This window comes from Nocardioides glacieisoli (genome assembly GCF_004137245.1).
GTDB lineage: Bacteria > Actinomycetota > Actinomycetes > Propionibacteriales > Nocardioidaceae > Nocardioides > Nocardioides glacieisoli.
On the sequence record NZ_SDWS01000013.1, the window covers coordinates 1 to 22,699 of the forward strand.

Consider the following 22,699-nt stretch of genomic DNA (forward strand, 5'->3'; position numbering starts at 1 on the left):
GATCTGCTGCTTGCTGACGACGTACCACTCAACACCTCCATGACGGGGTGTTGCGACGACCGGTTGAATCCGCCCTGCGATCCTCTGTCCGTGTGGACCACGCAACCGGCTACGTCGCCACGCCTGGCGACGGCGTTGTTCAACGCAGCCACCGCGAGCCGCGACTTCATCCGGGAGTCGATCGAGTAGCCCACGATCCGGTTGGAGTACACGTCCTTGAACGCGCAGACGTAGCGCTTGCCCTCACCGGTCCAGTGCTCGGTGATGTCGCCGAGCCACAACTCGTTGGGAGCATCAGCGGTGAAGTTCCGCTTGACCAGGTCGTCATGGACCGGTGGCCCCGACTTCTTGGCCTTTCCGCGAGCCTTCTTCTTCCCGAACGAGCTCCACCAGCCGTTGTCCGAGCAGATCCGCCACGCGGTGCGATCAGCCATCGGCTCGCCGGCGTCGAGCGCCTCGTCGACCAGGAACCGGTACCCGAACTCCGGGTCGTCCTGATGGGCGTCGAACAAGGCGTTGGCCCGGTAGGCCTCCTCGAGGTCAGCGTCGGTCACCGGAGCAGCCAGCCACCGGTAGTAGGGCTGGCGGGCGATCTTGAGGACCCGGCACGTCACCGCGACGGGAATCCCGTCCTCGGCCAACTCGCGGACGAGCGGGTACATCATTTTCCCGGCAGGTTGGCCTGCGACAGCTAGGCCGCGGCCCGACGCAGGACCTCGTTCTCCTGCTCGAGTAGCCGGATCCGCTTCTTGGCTTCGCGGAGCTCGGCATGCTCGCCGGAGGTGACGCCCGGCTTCACACCGTCCTCGACGTCGGCGGCCTTCAGCCAACCGCTCAGACACGACTCGCTGATCCCGAAGTCGGCAGCAATCTGCTTCAGGTGGACGCCAGGCTCACGGTTCCTCCGACACGAACAACGTCATCGCGGAACTCTCTGGGGTAGGGCTTCGGCACGGTGGACATCCTTCCAGCGGCACCTCTCGGCACCACAAGTCAGTTGTCACCTATCCATGCAGCAGACCCGTTGGAGCGACGCCTTGTTGGCGGTTTGATTCATCTGATGCCGATACGCAGACTAGCAATAACCATGAGATATGTTGTCGGCGGTGTGATCTAGGGTGTGAGGACATGCGGGATTAGGTATTGGATCGGACTGCGTCGCGTGGCACACTGCAGGTATGAGCACTCAGTCGACCATCGCCCGCGGCGACCTGCGCGCCTACGAGGAGTCGGTGCGGCTGGCCACACCCGAGCTCGTCGAGCGGCTGCGCGATCTGCTCGGCGCGAAGCTGGTCGCTTACCTGGGTTCGGTCCAGGAGACCCGAGCGGTGCGGCAGTGGGCTGACCCTGGCGACGCGCGCACGCCGTCGACCGACGTGGTCAACCGGCTGCGGATGGCCTACCGGATCGCGGCGCTGCTGCGCGAGAAGGACTCCACCGCGGTCGTTCAGGCGTGGTTCCAGGGCATGAACCCGCGTCTCGACGACGTCGCGCCGGCGCGACTGCTGCGTGAGGGCGACCTTGAGCAGGTCGGCCCAGGTGTCCTGGCGGCCGCGCGTGCATTCGCCGCGGCCGGATGACGTCAGCGGTGACTGAGCCGCCCCAGCTGGTCGTCGTCGACGCGGCCGAGGAGGTTTGGCGAGTGGGCTTCAAGCCGGACCCCTGGGTCTGGTCGGGGTGGGAGTGGGCCGGCGCAGATGGACGGTTCAACGGCCGGTGGGACGACCGGCAGGGCAATTTCCGCTCCATCTACGCCGGCTCCACCCTGCTGGCCTGCCTGCTCGAGGTCCTCGCCGGCTTCCGGCCGGACCCGACGCTCGCGTTCGAGCTCGATGACATCGTGGAGGATAACGAGGACGCCGCAGTGCATCCGACCGCCCGGGCCGGCGAGATCTCCTACTCCTGGTTGGAGCCTCGGTCAGCAGCCACCGCAACGCTGACCGGACGCTTCTGCGCCGTCACCGCGGCCGAGTCCATCGCGGCGCTGCGTCCCCGGTTCGTCGCCCTCGCGCACCTGCTGAATCTGCACGACTTCGACGCGGCCGCGCTCAAGGACGGACGTCCGCGTGCCCTCACCCAATCGGTGGCCACCCACCTGCACGCCACGACCGAGCTCGACGGCGTCACCTTCGCCTCCAGGCACGGCGACGACCTCGCCCTGTGGGCCATCTTTGAGCGAGCGGAGGATCCCGCGATCAGTCGTGCCCTCGACGACATCGAGCACCACCCGCTCTCTCCCGAGCACCCGGACGTCCAGGAAGCCTTCAGGATCCTCGAGCTCACCTGGTCGAAACCCTGACCCTCGCGGCCGCCGCGGCATCCTGTGGGCGGGTGCGCGACAGTACCTCGGCGAGGTCGCAGATCGCATCCTCGAGGAGGTTCACCGCACCCTCGAAGAGCCGGTTCAACTGCTTGAGCTCCCAGGCCTCGATCAGGGTTGCGGAAAGGCACGATATTCAACACGCGGCGGATGTTCAGACTGTCGGCCTCGTCTTTCGGCAGCCTGGCGAACGAGCACAGCGGAGAGTGTTAGCAGTTGAGTGTCAGGGCTAGCTCGTGAGGGCGAGATAGTGCGCAAAGAGTGCCTCCTGCCGGTGCAACTCCGAGGGATGCTCCTCTCGGATGCCAAAGGCCGCGTCAACAAGCCGATCGAGTTCGACGTGTGCCTCTCGCAGTGCTGCGTGCATCCGAAGGGGTTCGTAGAGTTTCGCCAGCGTTGCCCCTGGGACCTGGGCCCGGGCAGCCAGCACCTTCTCCCCCGCTTCGACGATGGCGTGATGCAGATCTCGCGAGACCGGCGGCAGCGGGAAGTTGTTCCACACGATCGTGTTCGAGAACGACAGGTCGGACTTCATCCTGCCTCCGACAGTTCTTTGCCATGTGATCATCATCGAAGAGGATGCGATGGCGAACAGGAACCCTGTCGGGTCGGCGGTGCTGTAGACCTTGTTGCTCACGACGGTGCCGGCCTCGAGGTGCGCCACCGGGATGAAGTCTCTGTTCTCGCTGCTGACCTCAGGGATGGCGAGCACCGGGACGTCGGGCACCGGCGCGCGCTGCCCGAAGAGGTGTGAGATCGCAGCCTTCTGCCTCGTTGACGGCGCTTTGCTGTCCAGCCGGCTGGCCCGCACGCCCTCGATTCGTTCGCGGAGAACGGGTGATGTGGTGAGGGCATTTGCGGGCGCATCCAACAGCCACAGGCACCAGCGCTGTTTCCCGTTCAGGAGTTCTTCGCTTCCGATGTATGGGCGCAGGTAGCGCGCTGCAATCGCGTCTGCCGCAACGGACTGGAGCTGCTCCGGAGTGACCACGAGATGACCGCCATCGGAGGGCTTTGATCCGTAGCCGGGCGTCGTGAGTTCGGAATTGATCGGGTTGGTGCGCTTGGTTACGAGGACGTTGGGACCGTCGACGAGGTAGGCGTTGATCTGATTGACGTTGGGCACCTCCTCGGGCTGGGCCTTGAGATGGGCGTAATCGAATAGGCGAGGTCGGTCCTTGTGTCCGCGGTCGAACCCGACGACTACACAGTGGACCGCCGCTACGCCCGCGGCTTCTGAGGTCCAGGCGAAGGTTCGATGGGCGAATCGGATCCGCCAACCGGCGCCGAACAATGGCCCGAAGAGGCGGGGAACGGGGTCGCCTTGACAGATCGAGTTCGTCGACACGAATGCCCAGAGGCCGTCGTGGTGTGCGAAGTACTGCATCGCTCGCGCGTACCAGCCTGTGACGTAGTCCATTCTGCTCAGCGTTGTGTCGTCGCCCCACGCCGCCTGGAGCTCAGCCTTCTGCTCGGAGGTTCTGGTGTGGTCGCCGAGGAATGGCGGGTTGCCCGCGATCACGACGTCGGCTGCAGGAGGGCACACGTCGTCCCAATTCAGCCGGAGAGCGTTCCCGACCACGATCTTGGCCTGGCGCTGGATCGGAAGTCGCTGAGGCGCCTCACCGAAGCGCTCCTTGAGTCGCAAGTCGCATTGCCGATCCATCAGGAACATTGCGGTCTCGGCGATGCGCGCCGGCCACTCGTCCACCTCGATGCCGTAGAAGTGGTCGAGCGTCACCTTGAGGTCCAAGGAGGGGTCGAACGAGAGCTGGGAGTATCCGGTGAGGTCTTGGAGCGCGAGCATGACCTCAAGCTCTATGGCTCGCAGCTCGCGGTACGCGACGATGATGAAGTTGCCGCACCCGCAGGCGGGATCCATGAACCGGATGTCGCCGAGCCTTTGCCACAGCGCGTTGAATGCGTTGGCGCGCTTGCGGTTGGTGTCCTTGAGCTTTGCGGCGTCGAACTCCGCGCGAAGCTCATCGAGAAAGAGTGGGTTCAGTGTCTTGAGGATGTTCTCCTCCGACGTGTAGTGCTCCCCCAGCTCGCGCCGCGTCTGGGCGTTGCGTACAGACTGGAACATGGATCCGAAGATCGCGGGGCTGATGGTGGACCAGTCGACTGCGGCAGCGTCGAGGACGGCGGTGCGGAACTCATGATCCAGTGTTGGGAGCGTGATCGTCTCCTCGAAGATGCCGCCGTTGACGTACGGAAAGGCTGACAGTTCGGCAGCGAGGCCGACCCGGGTGCTGGGCGGCATGTCGAGAACCCCGAACAGTTCGTTGAGCCGCTCACCCACGTCGGTTCCGTCCCGCGCGGTGTGGTCCTTGATGAAGTCCTGGAAGAGATTTGGGGCCCACATCTCCGTGTCGTCACCGAAGAGTAGGAACAGGACCCGCGCCAGGCTCGCGGAGATCTCGTGGTCTCGCTGCTTCGGGTCGTAGCCGGCCGAGTAGGCCTTCTCAACCGCGGCGTACATCCTGGCCATGAGTTTCGAGGCCCGCTTGGTCTCGTTCTTGCTCTCGACATCGAACGCTCCGCGCACCTTGGAGAGCACCGCGTTCACGTCGAGCAGGGCATCGTCGGGTAGGCGGATCGCCTCGAGTTTGTGCGCGAACTTCGGGTCGTTGGAGCCGGCTCTGTGCACATGGCGGGCTGGTCTCGAGACCACGCCCGCACCGTTGCTGGTCCGCGAGGGCCAGCGCCAGGCCTGCTTGTCGTCCGCGTGGAAGATCACCAGCCGGTTTGTGGTGGTCTTCGCAAGAAGGCGATCCATCTGAGCCTCGACAGCTGAACCGGGAAATGCCGGCACCTCCCAGACCCGAAGGCCCTTGTAGGAGGAGACGTTTGTGGCAGTGAGTGTGGCGCCGTCCTCGAGCTGCAAGGTCACGGGCTGGTGGTCCGGAGCGCCCCAGTTCAAGTCGTACCGGAACAGCTCGCCGTAATTGCGCTTCTCGGACTGGCCGACCAGGTCTTGGGTCATCGGTCCGTCACTCCGATCGAGCACACGATCTGGATCTCGTCCTTCTGGGTCGCGCCGATCACGAGACGGTCCTCCTCGTGCAGCTGCTTCGCCAGGTCCGCGAGATCCTGCTCCCCGTACCTGCTCCTGCGCGCCTGGCGCAGTCTCAGGTTCGCGTGCTCGGTCAGGGGGCGGTCCATCATCGCGGAGAGGGCCTCTGCCGCGTCGGCTCCGAAAATTGTGCCGCCGAGCCGCTCGACCGCCCATTTGCGGATGCCCTTGAGGTTGCCTGCCGTGACCATCTCGGTGGTCATCTTGTCTCGCACGAGTCGGGTCTCCCGCTCGAAGTGGTCAGCTCGTAGATCTGCGGTGGGTGTCGACTCCTGGGCCCGGAAAATGTGCAGAGCTTCGAGCGGGGTGAGCAGCCGCTCGACCAGGTTGCCGCCGCCATCGTTGTAGGAGGTGGCGAAGGCGTCAACGCCGGAGGTGGTGCTGGCGTAGCAGGTGACACCAGTGCGGGTCTCGTGGTCGTAGGGCTCGCGGGTGCTGTGAATCATGTCCTGCATCCGGGTCACCCGGTGTGCCAGCTCGGGCTTGTTGTCCTTTGCCCGAGACCAGACCAGCCAGGCCTCGCTGACGGCGTCAGCCTCGCCCTCGGCAGAATCGAGCTCGTCCTCGTCGGGCACGTTGCCCTTGTACAGGTCGTCGAGGATGTTGATCTCGTCGTCGTCGCCGAAGAACCGCTCGTCGGAACCGAACGCCGCGGCGTTGTCTCCCAGCCGCTGCCGGATCCGCTGGCGCAGCCGGATCGCCTGCTCGATCTTCTCGTGAGTGATCAGGTAGATGAAGACCTCCTCGGCCTTCTGCCCAACCCGGTCGACACGACCGGCCCGCTGGATGATCCGGATGATCGCCCAGGGCAGGTCGTAGTTCACCACGATGTGGGAGTCCTGGAGGTTCTGGCCCTCCGAAAGTACGTCGGTGGCTACCAGCACGTCGATCGGGTGCTCGACGTCGTGGTGCATCTCCGCGTCACCCGGCAGTTGGTTACTGTCCGGAGAGAACCTGCGGGCGATGCTCGAGGCGTCCTCGGTCTGGCCGGAGGCGATCCCGACATTCGCGACGCCGGCTTCCCGAAGGGCCTCGGTGACGTACTCGGCGGTGTCGACGTACTCGGTGAAGATCAGCACCTTCTCACCCGGGTGCTCGGTGCGCAGCAGGTCGACCAGGGCGTTGACCTTGGAGTCCTTGCTGGAGTCCCAGGCACCGAACATGTCGAGCAGCTCGGTGAGGATCCGGTTGTCCCTCTCGAGGTCCTTACGCAGCGTCTTCTTGAAGATCTTGGTGCTCAGCCACTTCGTCGAAGCCGGCAACTTCCGCTGCAGCTCGTTGTAGCGGGTCTCCATCGAGCCGTGCAGATCGGTCTCGTCATCGAGCTCACGGTCGCTGACCATGAACTGGTGGTCGCTGAAGCTTCCAAGTGGGACGTCGAGGCCCTGGTCGATGGCGTAGACGAACAGCTCGTTACGGGCTCGCTGCCGCTGGAGGCTGAGGATGAACGAGTGCCCGGATGAGGACAGCCGCTTGAACAGACCAATGCGCACGAACCCGCTGACGTTGCCGCGCCCAGAGCGGATGTCGGCCAAGATCTTGGCGTCCTGATCCGAGTGAGATGCCTTGGGGTCGTCGTAGTCGGCCAGCCGGTACCGGGGCAAGGTGAGGTCGCGGATCGCGTCGAGAGTGTCCTCGGCCTCCATCAACCGCGCCGGGTCGTCTTTGGCGAACTTGTGGGTCAGCGGCTTGGCGACGCGGGTGGGGAAGTGGAACCGCTGCCCGTTGGCGAACTGCAGGTACTCCCGCTCCCCCAACGTTCCGTCCGGGAGGGTGAACGACTCCTTCTTTGCTGTCCGCTTCACGAACGACCGGGTACGGCGCACTAGGTGGTCGGACATGAGCCGCTTCCAGTCCTCGGCCTCCTCGGACCGCCGGAACGCCGCCAGCGTGGTGACCTTCCCGTCAACCCGCTCGGCCAGGGTCGGGTCCTTCTGCATGGCCACCGTGGGTTGGATCCCAAGGTCCTCGTCGTCCTCGATGTACAGACCGATCTGGTTGGCTACATCGGCGAAGGCAAGGTTGTAGGGCGTCGCGGTCAGCAGCAGCACGTTCGACCCGTTGCGCCGGACGTACTCCCTGATAGCTTCCGAGGCCTTGGTGGCGTTGTTGCGCAGGTTATGTGACTCGTCGCAGATGACCAGGTGGAACCGCTTGAGCTCCGGGAGCTTCTTGTCGGCCATCGAGTACGGGATCACCCGGGCGCCAGTGAGGTCGTACCGCTCGATGTGCTCCTCCCACATCCGCTCGAGGTTCTTCGGACACAGCACGAGGGTGGTGTAGTCCTCGGCTGCCTCGAGCATGAGCGCGGTCGCGACGGCGGTCAGCGTCTTGCCGAGACCGACCACGTCGCCCAGCATCGTTCCGCCGCGGCGCACGATCCGGCGGGCCAGCGTGCGCACTGCGGTCTCCTGATAGTCCAAAAGCAGGTTCTGCATCGACGGCGGCAGCACGTACCCCATACCCTCGCGAGCGTCCTCGGACAGGCTGTGGCAGACCTTGAGGTAGACCTCGTACGGCGTCGGCTGCTGATCCGAGGCCCACGACTCCGCAATGAGGTCGATGATCTCGGCGGTGATCCGCAGGGAGAACTTGCTGTTCCACCGGTCCTCGAACCAACTCGCCAGCTTCTGGGTGGCGTCCTCGTCGCGCACGTCGATGTTCAGCTCGAGGTTTCTGTAGAACCCGGCGGCGGTCAGGTTGGACGACCCGACGTAGGCCCGCTGCTTGGCCATCGGGTTCTCCGGCGCGTGGAAAATGTATGTCTTGCCGTGCAGAGGCGCGTCAGTGAAGACCTTCATCTCCACCGCCCCGGACTCCAGCTGGTCACGCAACTGCTGCAGGGTCTGCTGCTCGGCTCGGTTCGGGATGCCACGCATCAGCTGGGTCCGCAGGTGCCGCACCAGTTGGTCCTTGGCCGCCATGGCCTTCTCGAGGCTGTTGAGGTCCGCGCCGTATGCCGCTGGCTGTACCTGCTCCTGAAGCGCGCTCAACATCGCCGCTGCCTCGGACGGCATCACCATCCCGACCAGCACCCGCGCGGTCGGGGTCTCGCGGCTCTCCTGCGGCTTCGCGTCGACGATGTCTGCGAACCCACTCCACCCGCGCAAGTCGACGTATCCAGTCGCTACGTCGACGGAATCGAAGTTCGTCAGGTCGCCTTGGAGAGCAGGGCCGAGCCTCGACTCATCGGTGATGTTGTCGAAGATGCTCGGCACTCAGGTTCCCTCTCGTTGACTCTCCTGCGACGGTATCCACACCCATGGCCCAAGTGGGCGGACTCCAGCCAACCAGACCGACCTGCGATCGACACTACGACGCACCTGCGCCCGCTCTGTGATGGCCGCGATGTCCTGCGGATCGACCGGTCAGATGGCGGCCGGAGCGGCGGCAATCGTCACCACGACGTCGTGGCCGAGTGAGGGATCGATTGCGACGTGGAGGCCGAGGTCGGTAATCCGCCCATCCTTCGGGTGCCAGTCGCGCTCGGCGCGGGTGCGGCCGAGAAGCGGGTCCAGGGCATCGATCGTTGGTTTCCAGAGGTTAAGCCAGTTGCGGTGCGGGCCGACGACGAAGGCGACCTGCAGCTGGACGCCCCCCGCGGGGATCTCAGCGTCGCCGGCGACCGCGGCGCGTACCTGCTCCTTGTATGGCTTGACCTGGGACGAAGCGGTGGTGCGCACCGTGTAGGTCGCCTCCGGGGCCGGGGTCTCGCGCGCGGGTGCGACAAGAACTCTCGAGGTGTCCGCGTGCCGCTTGGTGCACCACACCGACACCAGGTCCTCGCTGCGCAGGTGTGTGGCCAGCGGGAAGGCGTAGTTGTCCAGGTCAGCCATGTCGATGAGGTCGCGGCCAGTTGGCAGCCCTACGTCGAGGCGGAACGCCCACGGGCCACTCACAATCGCGGGCGCCAGAGCTCGGCGGTGTCCTCGAGGTACTCGCGCAACCGGACCTGGTCGGGGTCGGTGGCCTTGTTCCAACTGGCAGTCGCGAGGGCATCCGGAGCGTCAGCCCATCGCCCTCCGGCCTCGCGTACCAGCGGGCGGCGGTCATGGTCGGTGTACCGCGCCGGCCTGGTCGACCCACCACACCTCGATTTGCGCCGCGGCCAGCGACCCGGCCGTCTCGGCGTGCAGGTCGCGGTAGCGCGGGAAATCAGGAAACGCGATGACGCTGCGCCACGTCGGCTCCTTGCCGCGCAGCCGCATCGCGGCCAGGACAGCTTGGGAGTACCAGTGGCCGGCCTGCGTGCTCGGGTTGGTGCGCTTGACCTCGTTGGCGCGCGCTGGGTCGGCGTAGCCGCGGCTGGGGAATCCCTTGACCTCGATGCCGACCGTCTGGTCGTCCCGGGAGGCGATCACGTCGATGCCGTGCTCCTTCGTCGCGGTGTTCGCCACCGACAGGATCCGCCACCCGTCGGCCGCCAATGCCGTGACCAGGAATGCCTGAACGTTGGCCTCGGTGTGCCACTCCCCCGCCAGCTCCGCTGGCCGCTCCAGGTCCCGCGCGGGGGCCGCAACAGCCGGCTGCGTGACCGCGCGGCCTGCCGCCGGCGGCTCCGTGCGCGGCTCGACGTCGCCGGCGACCTCGTACCCGAGCGCCGCCAGGTGCCGCCGAGCGGTGTGAGAAATGAACTTCGCCCGAGGGACCCCGGTGGCAACCTCGAACGCCTGGATGACCGGGAACCAGGTGCCGCCGACCCTGACAGCGTGCTTGCGTATCGCGTCGGGGGCAACGTCGGCCAGACGGCTCTCCACGTCGTCACGGGACAACTCGTGACGCTGCCCGTTCAGGGTGAACCGGATCGATGCGGGGCCCTGACTCTCCATGTCCAGAAACTACGGCAACCAACCGACTCAGCCGGGCGAGCTCGAGGCACACCCCGACCGAAGGGGTTCCGCCTCAGCTGGAGAGGTCCCGGCGCAGTCGGCGGTAGCAGGTGAGATGCCGCCACCGTCCGTGCTCGCGCGCGGTGTCCGCCTCGACCTCGACGATCACCGTGGGCTCGACTCGGGTGATCGCCACTGGCTCACCGACCCGAGTCGTGGTGCGACATTGGCGCCCGGCGCTGCAGCGACGTCGGTTCAACACTTCTAGTGGCTACGCCTAACGGATGCGGCCCGCGACCGCGGGTACTGGGTCTCGCCCGGCTGTGCTTGACGCAGCCGATGCCCGCAGCCTCCCCATACCGTTTGTAAACCCCTTCGCCGTCATCAGTCCCGACGAGTGGGTCAGCGACATGCCGTCCACATCCCCGCACCGCGCTCCCGGGCCTGGTCTTCGATCTGCACGTGCACGGCGTGGCGCGAGACCGGGTCTGAGCTGTCCCGGGCCGCGGCGGCACCGGACCGGATCTGCGCCCGTCCGATGTCGCGCCCACCTGCCTCGACGTAGCGCAGCCAGCGCCCGTAGGTGTCGACGTCGTGCTGCGTCGGGTCGCTCACGAGCGTGACCTGCGTGCCGGCTGGCAGGACCTGCCTGAGCAGGCTCGTGGACGGGGCGCCGTAGCACTCCCCTGGCTTGCCCGGCTGCGGGATCTCGGGTGCGCTGATGCCGAGCAACCGCACTCGCACGTCCCGGCCGTTGGGAGTGGTGACCTTGACCGTGTCGCCGTCCAAGACGTAGGCGACGACGCCGGGCGTCCGCTTGCCGGCAGCCACGGGGTCCGTGCTCGCGCCCTCGAACAGGTCGCCGCTGACCCAATGCCGCTGCCGATGCTCCGTACGCCGGCGAGGACCACCAGTGCCACGACCGCCAGCGACAGGAGCCGGACCGGCTTCGTCACCATCATCGGCCCACTCCTCCCGTGGGTGGCGCAATCGGGCTCGACGATCCCGCTGCCAACGCCGCGGGGGTCGTGCCGGGTGCGGGCGGTTGCAGCGCCGGCCGATCCGTCGACGATGGCGGCCCGGGCGCGGCCGCGGACGCGGTGCCCAGTTTCTCCGCCCTCCCGTGGACCCTCTGGTCGTCCAGCAGCTCGAGGACGTCGCCCGCCCCCGAGTCGGCGTCCACGGAGAGCGCCCGGGCGTGCAGGCCGAGCCGCTCCGCGTCGAGGACGGCCCGCTTCTGCTCCCAGGCCGGCAGCACGCCGCTGGCCTTAAAGGCCTCTTGCTCGCGCACGTAGGCCTCCTGGCGTGGCGTGAGTGGCTGACCGGGAACGATCGGGCCACACCCGATCGCGTCCGCGCTCGCGACGAAGCGAGGGTAGGCGACTTGGTGGTCGCGCCACCTCGACCAACTGCTGACGGACCTCATCAGGCACCGCCCGCGCGACCGCTTCAACTTCTGGCCACGGGATCACCTCGACCGGGTTGTGCCAGCCGCCGTCGACGCCAAACCCGAGCCCGCGAGCCGCGCCGACGATCCGCTCCCCCGTCTCCGGGTCGTGGTGATTGGTGCCCGACCAGCCGGCCTCCCGGGCGTGGGCGACCTCGGCAGGGTCGATCAGGATCGAGGTCAGCGCCCAGCCCGACCACGACCGCAGCAGCTCGTGCTGCCGCCGGCGGCCGGTCACGATGGTCGGCTGGCTCGCCATCACGCCACCTCGACGTCGGCACCCTCACCAGTGATGCCGGCGTGGTCGTCGGAGTCGGTCTCGAGCTGACGCAGTCGACGTACCGTCGCCTGGTCGAGTCCGGTCAGCTGAATGACGTCCTTGACCGCGAGCCGCTCCGCAACGAGCCGCTCGATCGCGGCCGCGGCCGCGATCTCCGCATCCGTGATCGCCTGCTCGGCCTGGGCGCGTTCCTCCCAGGCGACCTCGACGTCGACCGACGCCTCGTCGATGCGCCGCTCCCGCGCCAGCTGATCCGGATCCAGCTTCAGCCGACGCTCCCGCGCCGCCTTCAGTCGGGCATCCCGAGCCCGGTCCCGACCTGCCTGTGCCTGTGCCGCCTTCCCCATCGGGGATCACCTCTTCCTTGATCGTCACGTCACGGACATCCACCGCGACCCCTTCGCAAACGAGAAGCAACCTCGACCGACCCGGATCGGACACCTCGAGCTCACCGAATTTCCAAACACCACGAACCCAGCACCGACACTCGACTTTTCACATTTCCGAACTCACCAGATCCCTCGCACCCCATGCACTGTCGGAAATTGGTGCCGGGCAGGTGTCCGAAACCGGGTCGCCGTGGTTGCTTCTCCAGGCGTGATGGGTGTGCACAAGCTGACCGCGGGAGACGGGTACACATACCTGACCCGTCAGGTCGCCGTGCACGATGCCACCGACCGCGGCCATGCGGGACTGGCCGACTACTACGCCGAGAAGGGCGAGTCACCGGGCCGTTGGTTCGGTGCGGGGCTCGGTGCGCTTGACCTCGAGGCGGGCTCGCAGGTCACCGAGGCCCACATGCGGAACCTGTTCGGCGAGGGTCGCCACCCGGACGCGGAGCGGCTGGAGAACGCCGCCCTGGACGCAGGCAAGAGCATCGAGAATGCCAAGAAGGCCTCCCAGCTCGGCCGTGTGTTCGCCCGGTACCTGGGCAACCAACCGGAGTTCATCCAGGAGACCGCCAAACGCTACGTCGCCTACAACCTGGCCCGCGGTGAGCACTGGAAGACCCCGGTGCCGGCCGACGTGCGGGCGAAGATCCGCACCGAGCTGGGCAACGAGCACTTCCTCCGCGAGCACGGGCGGGCACCGATCGACGACCGTGAGCGCGGCTCCTTCATGGCCAAGGCCACCCGCCAGCAGACCACCGCGGTGGCCGGATACGACCTCACCTTCGCCCCGGTGAAGTCCGTCTCGACGCTGTGGGCGCTGGCCGATCGCGACGTCGCCAAGGAGATCGAGGCCGCCCATCACTCGGCAGTCGAGGCCACGCTGTCGTGGCTGGAGAAGGAGGTGTTGTTCACGCGCCGCGGCCGCGGCGGCCTCCAGCAGGTCAAGGCGAAGGGCCTTATCGCGGGCATGTTCACCCACCGCGACGCACGCTCTTCCGATCCGCACCTGCACACCCACGTCGCGGTCAGCAACAAGGTCCAGGACGAGACCGGCCGCTGGCTCGCGGTCGACGGACGGGTGCTCTACAAGGCCAACGTCACCCTCGCGGAGATGTACAACACACTCATCGAGTCCGAGCTCATCGCCCGGCTGGGAGTGCGTTTCGAGAACCGCAGGAGCGGTTTGGACAAGGGTGTTGACAAGCGGCCGGTGCGCGAGATCGTCGGCGTCGACGAGCGGCTGGCCAAGACCTGGTCCAAGCGGCACCGCGCCATCGAGGCCCGCCGCCGCGAGCTGGCGGCCGCCTTCCAGACCGAGCACGGTCGGCCGCCGACCGAAGGTGAGGCCGTCACCCTCGCGGAGAAGGCGTGGGACCAGACCCGGCAGGCCAAGCACGCACCCCGTGCCGAGGCCGATCAGCGGGCCGCGTGGCTGGCCGAGGCGGCCGCGATCATTGGTGGTGAGCAGGCCGTCCGGGACATGGTCGAGGACTGTCTCGGCCACCGCCCGGCCGCCCAGGATGTCACCGACGAGTGGGTCGTCGAGACCGCGCAGCGTGTCGTCGCGCGGGTCGCCGAGGACCGTGCGACCTGGCAGGTCTGGCACCTGCGCGCGGAGGCGCAGCGCCAGGCCCGCGCCCACGGCGTCCGGCTGCCCGACCTCGATGCCGCCGTCGACCGCGTGGTGGCCACCGCGATCGGCGAGCACTCCATCGCATTCAACGACCCTGACCCGCTCACCCACGCGACTACTGCGGCCACCCACGACGTGGCGATCCCCGCTCCCATGCAGCGCACCGAACGCGGGGGCGACGGTGAGGAGATCGTCAGCGTGTACAGCCTCGCCGGTGCCCGCCGGTACACCTCCCAGGCCGTGATCGACGCCGAACGGCGCATCGTCGAGTCCGCCCGACGCACCGGCGCTCGCACCATCAGCGAGGTACGCGTCGGCATCGCGATCGCCGAAGCCGCCGCCAACGATCTCCAGCTCAACGCCGCCCAGCAGTCCCTGGTCCGCGAGATGGCTACCAGCGGGCGCGCCGTCCAGCTCGCTCTCGCGCCCGCCGGTACCGGCAAGACCACTGCCATGCAGGTCCTCACCCGCGCCTGGCAGGACTCCGGCGGAACCGTCATCGGCCTCGCTCCGTCCGCGGTCGCGGCGCAAGAACTCGGTGCCTCGATCAATCCCGAAGCCGGTGACGCCGGTGCCGCGGCGAAGGCCAAGGGGCTCTTGAACGGGCCGTGGCGCCCGGGTCGGAAGAAGGTTCGCGCCGACACGCTGGCCAAGCTCGTGTGGCACGCCAACAACGGTGGAGCACCGACGTGGATGGAGAAGATCGGCCCCAAGACCCTGGTCCTGATCGACGAGGCGGGCATGGCCGCGACCACCGATCTGGCGGCTGCGATCGACTACGTCACCTCCCGCGGCGCCCAGGTGCGGCTCGTGGGCGACGACCGACAGCTCGCGTCGGTCGCCGCCGGCGGCGTCCTGCGCGACATCGTCCACCAGATCGGCGCCGTTACCCTCGGCGAAGTGCACCGCTTCCGCAACCGAGACGGCAGCCTCAATCACGCCGAAGCGGCCGCCACCCTTGCGCTGCGCGACGGCGACCCGTCGGCGATCGCGTTCTACGCCGACCGGGGCCGCATCCATGTCGGCGACCTCGGTGCCTGTGCCGACCAGGCCTACGCCGCGTGGTCCGCCGACCGTACCGACGGCACTGACTCAGTCCTGATCGCGCCAACCCGCGACATCGTGGCCGAGCTCAACACCCGCGCCCGCAACGACCGCCTCGCCGCCCTCGACGAGAAGGAGATCGGACCTGTCTTGACGCTGGCCGACGGCACCAAGGTGTCCGAGGGTGACCGGATCATCACCCGTGAGAACGATCGCCGCCTACCCATCAGCCGCACCAACTGGGTCAAGAACGGCGACCGCTGGCACGTCAGGTGCGTCAACGCCGACGGCTCCCTGAGCGTGGTCCACGACCAGCTCGGCAAGACCATCACCCTGCCCGCCGACTACGTCTCCAGGACCGTCCAGCTCGGGTACGCCACCACCGTTCACGGCGCGCAGGGCATCACCACCGGCACCTGCCACGTCGTCCTCACCGGTGACGAAGACCGCAACGTGCTCTACGTCGCGCTGTCGCGTGGCAAGTTCGCCAACCACCTCTACCTCAACGTCGCCAGCGACGGCGACCCGCACAACCTGATCAGGCCTGAGGCACTGATCCCGCCGACCGCACTCGACCGGATCGCCGAGATGCTGCGCCGCGACGGCTCGCCGGTCTCCGCGACCACCACGCTGCGCGAGCAGACCAACCCGCACCAGCTGCTCGGCGTCATGGCGGCCCGCTATCACGACGCCGTCACCGCCGGCGCCGAGAACCTCATCGGTCCGGTCGGCATGGACAAGATCGACGCGCACGCCGAAACACTCCTCACGGGACTCACCGAGGCCCCAGCCTGGCCGACGTTGCGCTCCCATCTCGCCCTCATCGCGCTCGACGAGCACAGCCCCTTGAAGCTGTTGACCGCCGCCGTGGGTGTCGGGTCGCTGGCCGATGCACGCGACCCCGCGGCCGTGCTCGACGCCCGCATCGACGACCTCGTCGCCGAACTCACCGCGGCCCGGCCACACGATCCGGACGCTCCCCCGCCCGCTGACGGGCCGCTGGCGTGGCTGCCCGGCATCGCCGCCCGGCTGGCCGAGGCCCACGACTGGGGGCCGTTCGCGGCCGCCTACCACCAGCTCGTGCGAGAGCAGATCGACGCCGTACGCGAAGCGGCTCGGGGGTGGACCGGCGCCACCGCACCCGTGTGGGCGCAGCCTTTCCTCGAGGACGAGGACGCCGACCTGCGGGCCGATCTCGCCGTGTGGCGGGCAGCCGCCCGGACTGACGAGAACGACCTGCGCCCCACCGGCGACCACACCATCGGCGCTCCGGGCGCCTACCAGGCCAAGCTCAACCGGGCCGTCCGCTCGGCACGTCCCAGCTACCCCTTCTCCCAGCGCACCTGGTACCAGGTGCTGCCCGAGATCGTCCGCGCCGACCCGTGGATCACGCCGCTGTGCCAGCGACTCGCCCGGCTCGAGCGCGCAGGACTGCCCGTGACGGACTACATCAAGCAAGTACTCGCCACCGATCCCTCGCTCTCGGGCGGCCAGTCCGCCACCGACGCGGACACGTCCTCAGCCGCGCGGCCGCTGCCCGACGAGCAGCAGGCAGCCGCGCTGTGGTGGCGTCTCGTTCCGCACCTCGGGCCGGCTGCACTCGGCGCTGACGAGCACTCCGCGAACCTGCTGCAGCCCATCTGGCGCAGCGCGCTGGCCGAACTCGTCGGCACCACCAAGGCCGAGTACCTGCAGAAGGCGCCCGCGTGGCCCGCGCTCGTGGCGGCGGTTGACGAGGCCTGCGAGCACCACAGTTGGAGTCCGACCGAGATCCTTGCCAGCGCACTCGCCGGCGTCCCGCAAGACGGATCCGTGAGCGGTGTCGAGGTCGCCGACGCGCTCGTGCTGCGCATCGCCATGCTCACCGACCAGCCGACAGAACCGCGCGTCCATGGTGACGAACCAGCGCCATACAGCTACGCCGACGTTCCCCAGGACCCGGACCTGCTGCCGCCCGAGGACGCCGACGAGTTCTTGGCCGCCTTCTACCGAGACCAGGCCGACGACACCAACGTCCCCCTCGCCCACTCCCCCACTCCGGACGACTACGACACCCTCGCGGCCGAGCCGGTCGCCTGGGAGCCGGACCTCGCCGAGCAGGAGCCAGCGCCGTACGACGATGGCGCGGCCGCTCACTACCCGTATGTCGAGGACCCGTACGCGACCCCCCTGCCGTGGGCACAGGCCGCCGAGGTCACCGCCGAGCACGCCTTCCCAGACCCGAACCAGATCCCGGCCGAGCGGATCCACGAACTCAACCAGCAGGCACTGGCCTACTTCGAGTCCTGCTACCCGCGCTCGTGGGCACCGGCCTATGTCCGCGAGCGGCTGGGGACCGACCTCGCCGACCACCCCACCTACGCCGTCGGGTACGCACCCGGAGGTGGCCGCAGCTTGATGCGGCACCTCACCGAGCAGGGCGCCACCCTCGACGAGCTCGACCAGGCCGGCCTCGTCTCCCAGCGTGAACGCAACGACGGCACGACGTACTACCGCGACTTCTTCCGCGACCGACTCATCATGCCCATCCGCGACCCCCAAGGCCCGAGCGGGCAGGCGATCCTGGGCTTCGTCGGCCGCCGCAACCCCAACAAGACCGACGACGACTACGCCGGACCGAAGTACCTCAACACCCGCACCACTCCGGTCTTCACCAAGGGCGAGGCACTCTTCGGGTACGCCGAAGCCCGCGAACCTCTCACCGACGGCGCGCTCCCGGTCATCGTCGAGGGCCCCATCGACGCGTTGGCCATCACCCTGGGCAGCAACGGCACCGCCGTCGGCATCGCCCCGATGGGAACCGCGCTCACCGTCAACCAGATCAGGCTGCTCCGCTCCCACATCGACATGGTCGACGGGCGCGACCGCATCGCCGTGGCCACCGACTCCGACCCGGCCGGCTGGAAGTCGGCGCAGAAGGCCTTCTGGCACCTGGCCGCCGCGGACCTCGACCCCACCCATCTCGACCTGCCCGACGGCCTGGACCCGGCCAAGCTGTTCGAGACCCAGGGTGCCGATGCGATCACCGCCGCCATCGAGAATCGGTCCCCGCTCGGAGACGCGATGATCGACCACCTGCTGCGCACCGCAGGGCACTGGTCCGAGACCGATGTTCGCCAGAAGCTCATCCACCAGGCCGCGCGCATCCTCGGATCCCGCGGCTCCGAACGCTGGCTCGACGGCTTCGAGCGTCTCCGCCAGAAGCTGCACCTCGCGCCCGGCATCCTCGAACACCAGACCGTCACCGAGAGCACGGAGCGCGACCACAACCGCCCGGCGTACGCCCAGGCTCGCATCGATGAGATCAACGCCGAAGAGCGCATGAAGACAGCCAAGGTCGATCCTCAGTCCCGGCGCCGGGCAGCCGGGCAGCGACTCGCAGCGACAACCACCTCGCTCCGGGCCGGGCACGACGTGCCGCCAACAGGGCCCGATCACGCGGGTCCCGCCCGGTGAGAGCACCTCGCTCAGAATCGCTCTGAACGAACTTGGGGCAACGAATGGTCGCTCAGGGCCTGAATCTGCCCTCGAACCTTCGCCAGGAAGCGTTCTGGGGGAACTGCGAGCGCATCTCGGCCACCGACTCACCAGCGACTGACTGACGGCAGGTCGAGGGGTGTTGTCGAGATGCAGTGAACATTGACTTTGTCTACGACAAGTCCACCTTTTTGGGTTATGTCAGGGTGATCGGGACCTGTGGGCGGCGACGTCGCGGCTGTCGCTGTGGTCGCTAGAGCCACGCGGCGGGGATAAGTGCACGACCCTCGTGCCAATCCTCCACGAGACTCTCGCGGAACCAGTCCTCGTCGATTTCAGCGTGCTCGGTCATGATCACCTGGAATCCGGCATTGCCTTGAGTGGCCTCGTACGCGACTCGTAGCAGTCGCTCTGCGGCGGCCATATCTCCGATGCGCTCTTCCGCCACGGTCACGGTGTCGGATTCACGCGGGAAGTAGACCTGGCTCGGCTGGTCGAGGAAGAGCATGTGGGGCACTGGTCGGGCCGCCCCCGCGTACTGCTGGTGCAGCGCAAGATGGGTGATCATGTGATACGCCACCCACGCCTCACCGCTGCCGACGCGGCGCAGCGGGATGGGACCGTTGGGGCCGTCGACAACTACCGTGAGCTCTCGCGCGTCAAACCGAATCGGATAGCTCGACCATTCGAGATCCAAAGGCGCGGCAGATGCAGTCATGGTCTGGGAAAGCCGAGAAACGATGGAGGCCATCCGGTCACGTACTGCGCCAGGCCCGACCCTCTCTTCCAGCTCCTGAATCTCGGTCTGCAGTCGAGAGACTCGAAGGCGTAGATCCGTCAGCCGGGTCTCCTCGGCCACGGACTCGAGGAACAGAGAGACCCGTCCGAACCAGAGGAGTCGTTGATCGCGCTGGTCGACGTTGCCCTGCAGGCGGCGCTGTTCGAGGTCAAGCGCCTCGAGCTGCCCCGTGACCTCAACCATCTGACGCCGCAGGTCACTCGCGCGTGCAGCGAGATCCTCTGCCAAGGCGCGCAACTGCGGCGGGTCCTGAGAGAAGGCGGTAACAGTCTGTTCGAGGCTACGAAGAGAGGCCAGCACGTCGGCATGTGCCGGCAGAGTCTGGTCGAGCTCGGAGGAGCACAGAGGGCACTCATGGAGTGCCGGTGCTCCCTCTGTGACCTCAGCACCGAGTCGTAGCCGCTCGATCTGGTCCGCCGCAGCGCTGTCGAAGCTTGAGCGGGCGTCGTAGAAGTCGCGGGTTTCGGCGAGCTGCTCCTGAGTGGCTTGGTAGGCCTCTCTAAGGGTTCGCGCTTGGTCTAGAAGAGCTCGACGTCGCGTGTTGAGTCGGTCGGTGGTCGCGCCGGCGTCGATCTCACGGTCGTCAGCGTCGTCGATCGTGACGACCTGGAGGCGGGCAATGGCCTCATGTCGAGGAACCGACTCGCCATCTGGCGTCTGAGCGTCGACCGGCTCGATGGCCCCCAGGTCGATGCCTTCGAGGAGAAGCCTCGACGCCCGAGAACCTTCTACGTCAGCGAGGTCTTCGAGCTCCCTGACTTGCTGTTGGACGCGGCGGAGTTCGCGGCGGCGGTCGGCCAAGCGGCGGGCCAGAGCTAGGTCATCGGCGTCTACCGCCCCAAGGAAGAACGGAAGGGTGTCGCGGATCGACGCCTTGACGAAGTCGTCGCTCTGGCGATGGAAGAGCAAGGTGTTACTGCTGATCTCGTTCTGACTCTGGAACAGCAGCCGTGAGGCGTGCCTGATCGTGGCGCTGTAGCTCGGTGCCAGGCGTCCGTCCGGGTCGGCTGTGCGAGGGATGCCGGCGAGCTCGGTCAGCAGCGCTTCCAGTCCTGGGACATTGGTGACCGGCTCGAGCGAACCGGCGGCCGGAAGATCGGTTTGGTCGTACAGGACGCAAACATCGTTGGAAGCAGGGCGGCCGGCTTCGGGTCCGCGGCGCGCGACGAGGACGCGCGACTCACCCACGACGAGCTCGACGGCGTACCAGGAGACGTTGTCGCGGATCACGCCGTCGGCGACGCGGCACTCGCCGCTGGCAAGGCAGTAGTCGACGATGTCGATGATCGCGGACTTTCCGGTGCCGGAGTCGCCGGTGATGATGTTGAGGGCGTTCGTCTTGAAGGGCACGACACGTGGTTCGCGGTCACCGTGCGGGAAGAGGATGATCCTGCTCAGTTGGAAGCTCACGCGCTCACCCCCCAGAGGGTCAGCTGGTATTGCCAAGTGCCGTTGCGGGCCAGCCAGCGCCCAAGCTTGGTGGCTTCCTTGAGGATCTCGCCAGCGACGGCGCCGGTGCGGTCAAGACGTGTCTGTGTCAGTCGCGTCGGCCCTTGGTTGATCGTAAGCTCCGGCCGATTGATGGTCAGGATTCCCTCGCGCACCCCGACGAGGAGCGCTTCCCGGACATGCGGGCGGAGCAGCCTCACGCGGCCGGGTGTGAGGAATCGGATGTCGGGGTGGTCGGTCAGCCAAACTACGAGATCAGTGCGCGAGTTGTAGGGGAGCTGCTGACGCGAGTGCTCGTGGAGGAGCAGCGGCACGCAGAGGAACGGGAGTGGCCAGGGAAGTCCCTCGCCACGGGCGGTTTCGTAGGCGCGCGCCGTCTGCCGGATCGTGACCGCGAGAAAGTACGGGTTGAAGAGGTTCGCCTCCTCGCGCACCCGTGTTTCCCACAGCGGCAGCATCGTCATGCTGTGCTCTCTCCGATTGCAGTGGACAAGATGCTCTCGAAGTTAGGGTGCCAGCCGACGCGCATCTGGTCGCTGAGGATGTGGAACGAGCCGCGGGTGACGAAGGCCGCGGTGCACCGTGGGCGGATGGGAAAGTCGGCCTCGAGCTCAAACCACTTGTAGAGCTGCTTCGCCTCGCGTTGCATCTCTTCTTCAGCAGCGGCCGGACCGATCTCATCGCACATCACGGTGAACCGGCGGCGCCACTCGCTCACGAGGTCGGACTCGTAGTCGGCAAGGTCGCCCACGGTGAGCAGCTCGGCCCCGAGCCAGCGTGAGCGCTGGCTGAAGGCCTGCATGTAGTCCTTTGCTGCTTGCAGTACCCGGGTGCCAGAGACTGGTAGCAGCGAGAGTTGCCGGGCGAACATGCTGTCGCCGACATCGCCCAGGTCGGCGTCCGATGGCTCGGGCACGTCGATGGGGAGATTGTCCGCCGTCAACGCGTCGCTGAGTGACTCGATCTTCAGGTCGATCTCGATCGAGTTGATGGCTCCCGGCCGCTTCTTGCTCAAGTGTTCGGCGCAGCGTGCGTACCACCACTCAACCATCCGTTCACGGACGTAATCGACCTTGCTCGGCCGGACGAAACGCAAGCGCTGGTTCAGTCGATCGTCGAGCCCGTCGATCTCGGGGGCTTCGGAGATAATGCGGGCGCGATCGAGCAGGCTCAGCCGCTGGGAGCGGTTGAGGTCACGGAACGCCTTTCGGGCTGCTTGGGTCGACACGGCGTCGCTGGTCTTGGCGTACTCGAGGAGCAACTCTTCAGCCTTCTCGACGTCTCGGTCTGAGATGCCCAGCAGCGCGGGCGCGGAGTCATCGGCACATCCTGCTGTCGTGATGAGGAACAGGCATGCGTCGTCGGACAGCTCACCTGCGACCAGCCGTGTGCACCACACCCGGAGTGTCGACCATAGGTCCGTGTTGGCGTTCGTCAGATCCGGCCGTCGCTCGCCCTGGTGGTGCTTGAGTTGCAGGAGCTCCATCGGCTCCGCGCCTTGAGGGAAAGTGACGTCGTCGAGTGTCTCGATCTCCACCAGGAGCGGTGAACCGTCCATACGCTCCAGCGCAGCCAACAGCGAGTACTTGCACTGGTACAAGTAACCCAGTGCCGATGCCGCCGCGCTGAAAGGGTCCGAGCTCAACCTTGCCTCCCCGCAGTACTCGACCGGAACCTAGCATCGCCGACTCGACTTGTCGCCAACATCCGCTTGATGGCGCGGATTCCCGGGCCGGCTTCTGCGCCGTTCGTCTTTCAGTCGTCCGGCACGAATACCCGTGTGCTCATGTCCCTTAGGTAGTGGTGTGGTTCGGCAAGGGCCGATCAGCCGGATCGTCGCACGGATCTCGGATCGGCAAATCGTTACCACCTTGCCGGGAACGGCCCGACCGCACCGATCCGTCAAGGATTCCCTTGGGGACGTCGTCAATCTCTCTTGCATCTCGACAGGGG

14 protein-coding genes and 1 pseudogene are annotated in these 22,699 nt (G+C 67.1%); 3 read left to right on the forward strand and 12 right to left on the reverse strand.

What is annotated here, in order from left to right; translation table 11 throughout:
• Positions 1–74: 74 nt before the first annotated feature.
• Positions 75–954, reverse strand: a pseudogene (locus EUA06_RS20440) (IS3 family transposase); the annotation flags it as partial.
• Between the two features lie 224 nt (positions 955–1,178).
• On the opposite strand from EUA06_RS20440, the gene EUA06_RS20445 reads away from it, so the two are divergent.
• Positions 1,179–1,580 (forward strand): hypothetical protein, encoded by a 402-nt coding sequence (locus EUA06_RS20445; protein ID WP_129479240.1) that lies wholly within the window; start codon positions 1,179–1,181, stop codon positions 1,578–1,580.
• An 8-nt stretch (positions 1,581–1,588) separates the two neighbouring features.
• Positions 1,589–2,299, forward strand: a complete 711-nt coding sequence (locus tag EUA06_RS20450; RefSeq protein WP_165354474.1) for an RES domain-containing protein — start codon at positions 1,589–1,591, stop codon at positions 2,297–2,299.
• A 250-nt stretch (positions 2,300–2,549) separates the two neighbouring features.
• Here the strand turns inward: EUA06_RS20450 and EUA06_RS20455 are convergent, their stop codons facing one another.
• The 8 genes from EUA06_RS20455 to EUA06_RS20485 form a co-directional block, all read right to left on the reverse strand.
• Positions 2,550–5,306, reverse strand: coding sequence for a class I SAM-dependent DNA methyltransferase (locus EUA06_RS20455; RefSeq protein WP_129479243.1), 2,757 nt, complete (start codon positions 5,304–5,306; stop codon positions 2,550–2,552).
• Positions 5,303–8,614 (reverse strand): helicase-related protein, encoded by a 3,312-nt coding sequence (locus tag EUA06_RS20460; protein ID WP_129479245.1) that lies wholly within the window; start codon positions 8,612–8,614, stop codon positions 5,303–5,305. Before EUA06_RS20460 ends, EUA06_RS20455 begins: the two co-directional genes overlap by 4 nt.
• 150 nt (positions 8,615–8,764) lie before the next feature.
• Positions 8,765–9,232 carry a hypothetical protein gene (locus EUA06_RS20465; RefSeq protein ID WP_129479246.1) on the reverse strand — a complete coding sequence of 156 codons (468 nt, stop codon included), beginning with the start codon at positions 9,230–9,232 and terminating at the stop codon, positions 8,765–8,767.
• 213 nt (positions 9,233–9,445) lie between these two features.
• The gene (locus EUA06_RS20470; RefSeq protein ID WP_129479248.1) at positions 9,446–10,225 is read right to left on the reverse strand and encodes a hypothetical protein; all 780 of its coding nucleotides are present in this window, start codon (positions 10,223–10,225) and stop codon (positions 9,446–9,448) included.
• Between the two features lie 73 nt (positions 10,226–10,298).
• On the reverse strand, positions 10,299–10,421 hold the full coding sequence (locus tag EUA06_RS23275) for a hypothetical protein (protein ID WP_277985689.1): 123 nt from the start codon (positions 10,419–10,421) through the stop codon (positions 10,299–10,301).
• A 206-nt stretch (positions 10,422–10,627) separates the two neighbouring features.
• Entirely contained in the window at positions 10,628–11,056 is a 429-nt protein-coding gene (locus tag EUA06_RS22805; protein WP_242498283.1) for a thermonuclease family protein, read from the reverse strand.
• Between the two features lie 127 nt (positions 11,057–11,183).
• Positions 11,184–11,516 carry a hypothetical protein gene (locus EUA06_RS22810; RefSeq protein ID WP_207208468.1) on the reverse strand — a complete coding sequence of 111 codons (333 nt, stop codon included), beginning with the start codon at positions 11,514–11,516 and terminating at the stop codon, positions 11,184–11,186.
• Positions 11,517–11,930: 414 nt separating this feature from the next.
• Positions 11,931–12,299, reverse strand: coding sequence for a hypothetical protein (locus EUA06_RS20485; protein WP_129479250.1), 369 nt, complete (start codon positions 12,297–12,299; stop codon positions 11,931–11,933).
• A 253-nt stretch (positions 12,300–12,552) separates the two neighbouring features.
• Here EUA06_RS20485 and mobF point away from each other — a divergent pair, with 253 nt between their 5' ends.
• Complete coding sequence (mobF, locus tag EUA06_RS20490) at positions 12,553–18,477, forward strand: MobF family relaxase (protein WP_129479252.1); 5,925 nt, start codon at positions 12,553–12,555, stop codon at positions 18,475–18,477.
• A gap of 274 nt (positions 18,478–18,751) precedes the next feature.
• Here the strand turns inward: mobF and EUA06_RS20495 are convergent, their stop codons facing one another.
• Genes EUA06_RS20495 through EUA06_RS20505 form a run of 3 tightly spaced genes read right to left on the reverse strand, consistent with a single transcriptional unit; the run spans position 18,752 to position 22,391 of the window.
• On the reverse strand, positions 18,752–20,707 hold the full coding sequence (locus EUA06_RS20495) for a DUF3732 domain-containing protein (RefSeq protein ID WP_129479254.1): 1,956 nt from the start codon (positions 20,705–20,707) through the stop codon (positions 18,752–18,754).
• The gene (locus tag EUA06_RS20500) at positions 20,704–21,210 is read right to left on the reverse strand and encodes a three component ABC system middle component (RefSeq protein ID WP_129479256.1); all 507 of its coding nucleotides are present in this window, start codon (positions 21,208–21,210) and stop codon (positions 20,704–20,706) included. Before EUA06_RS20500 ends, EUA06_RS20495 begins: the two co-directional genes overlap by 4 nt.
• Positions 21,207–22,391, reverse strand: coding sequence for an ABC-three component system protein (locus EUA06_RS20505; RefSeq protein ID WP_129479258.1), 1,185 nt, complete (start codon positions 22,389–22,391; stop codon positions 21,207–21,209). The genes EUA06_RS20500 and EUA06_RS20505 overlap by 4 nt, the downstream gene beginning before the upstream one ends.
• Positions 22,392–22,699: the final 308 nt, after the last annotated feature.

Bases quoted from the DNA above. Each gene is read 5' to 3' on its own strand.
- EUA06_RS20445 (WP_129479240.1), top strand. From the start codon at position 1,179: ATGAGCACTCAGTCGACCATCGCCCGCGGCGACCTGCGCGCCTACGAG.
- EUA06_RS20455 (WP_129479243.1), bottom strand. From the start codon at position 5,306: ATGACCCAAGACCTGGTCGGCCAGTCCGAGAAGCGCAATTACGGCGAG.
- EUA06_RS20465 (WP_129479246.1), bottom strand. From the start codon at position 9,232: ATGGCTGACCTGGACAACTACGCCTTCCCGCTGGCCACACACCTGCGC.
- EUA06_RS20470 (WP_129479248.1), bottom strand. From the start codon at position 10,225: ATGGAGAGTCAGGGCCCCGCATCGATCCGGTTCACCCTGAACGGGCAG.
- EUA06_RS20485 (WP_129479250.1), bottom strand. From the start codon at position 12,299: ATGGGGAAGGCGGCACAGGCACAGGCAGGTCGGGACCGGGCTCGGGAT.
- mobF (WP_129479252.1), top strand. From the start codon at position 12,553: ATGGGTGTGCACAAGCTGACCGCGGGAGACGGGTACACATACCTGACC.
- EUA06_RS20500 (WP_129479256.1), bottom strand. From the start codon at position 21,210: ATGACGATGCTGCCGCTGTGGGAAACACGGGTGCGCGAGGAGGCGAAC.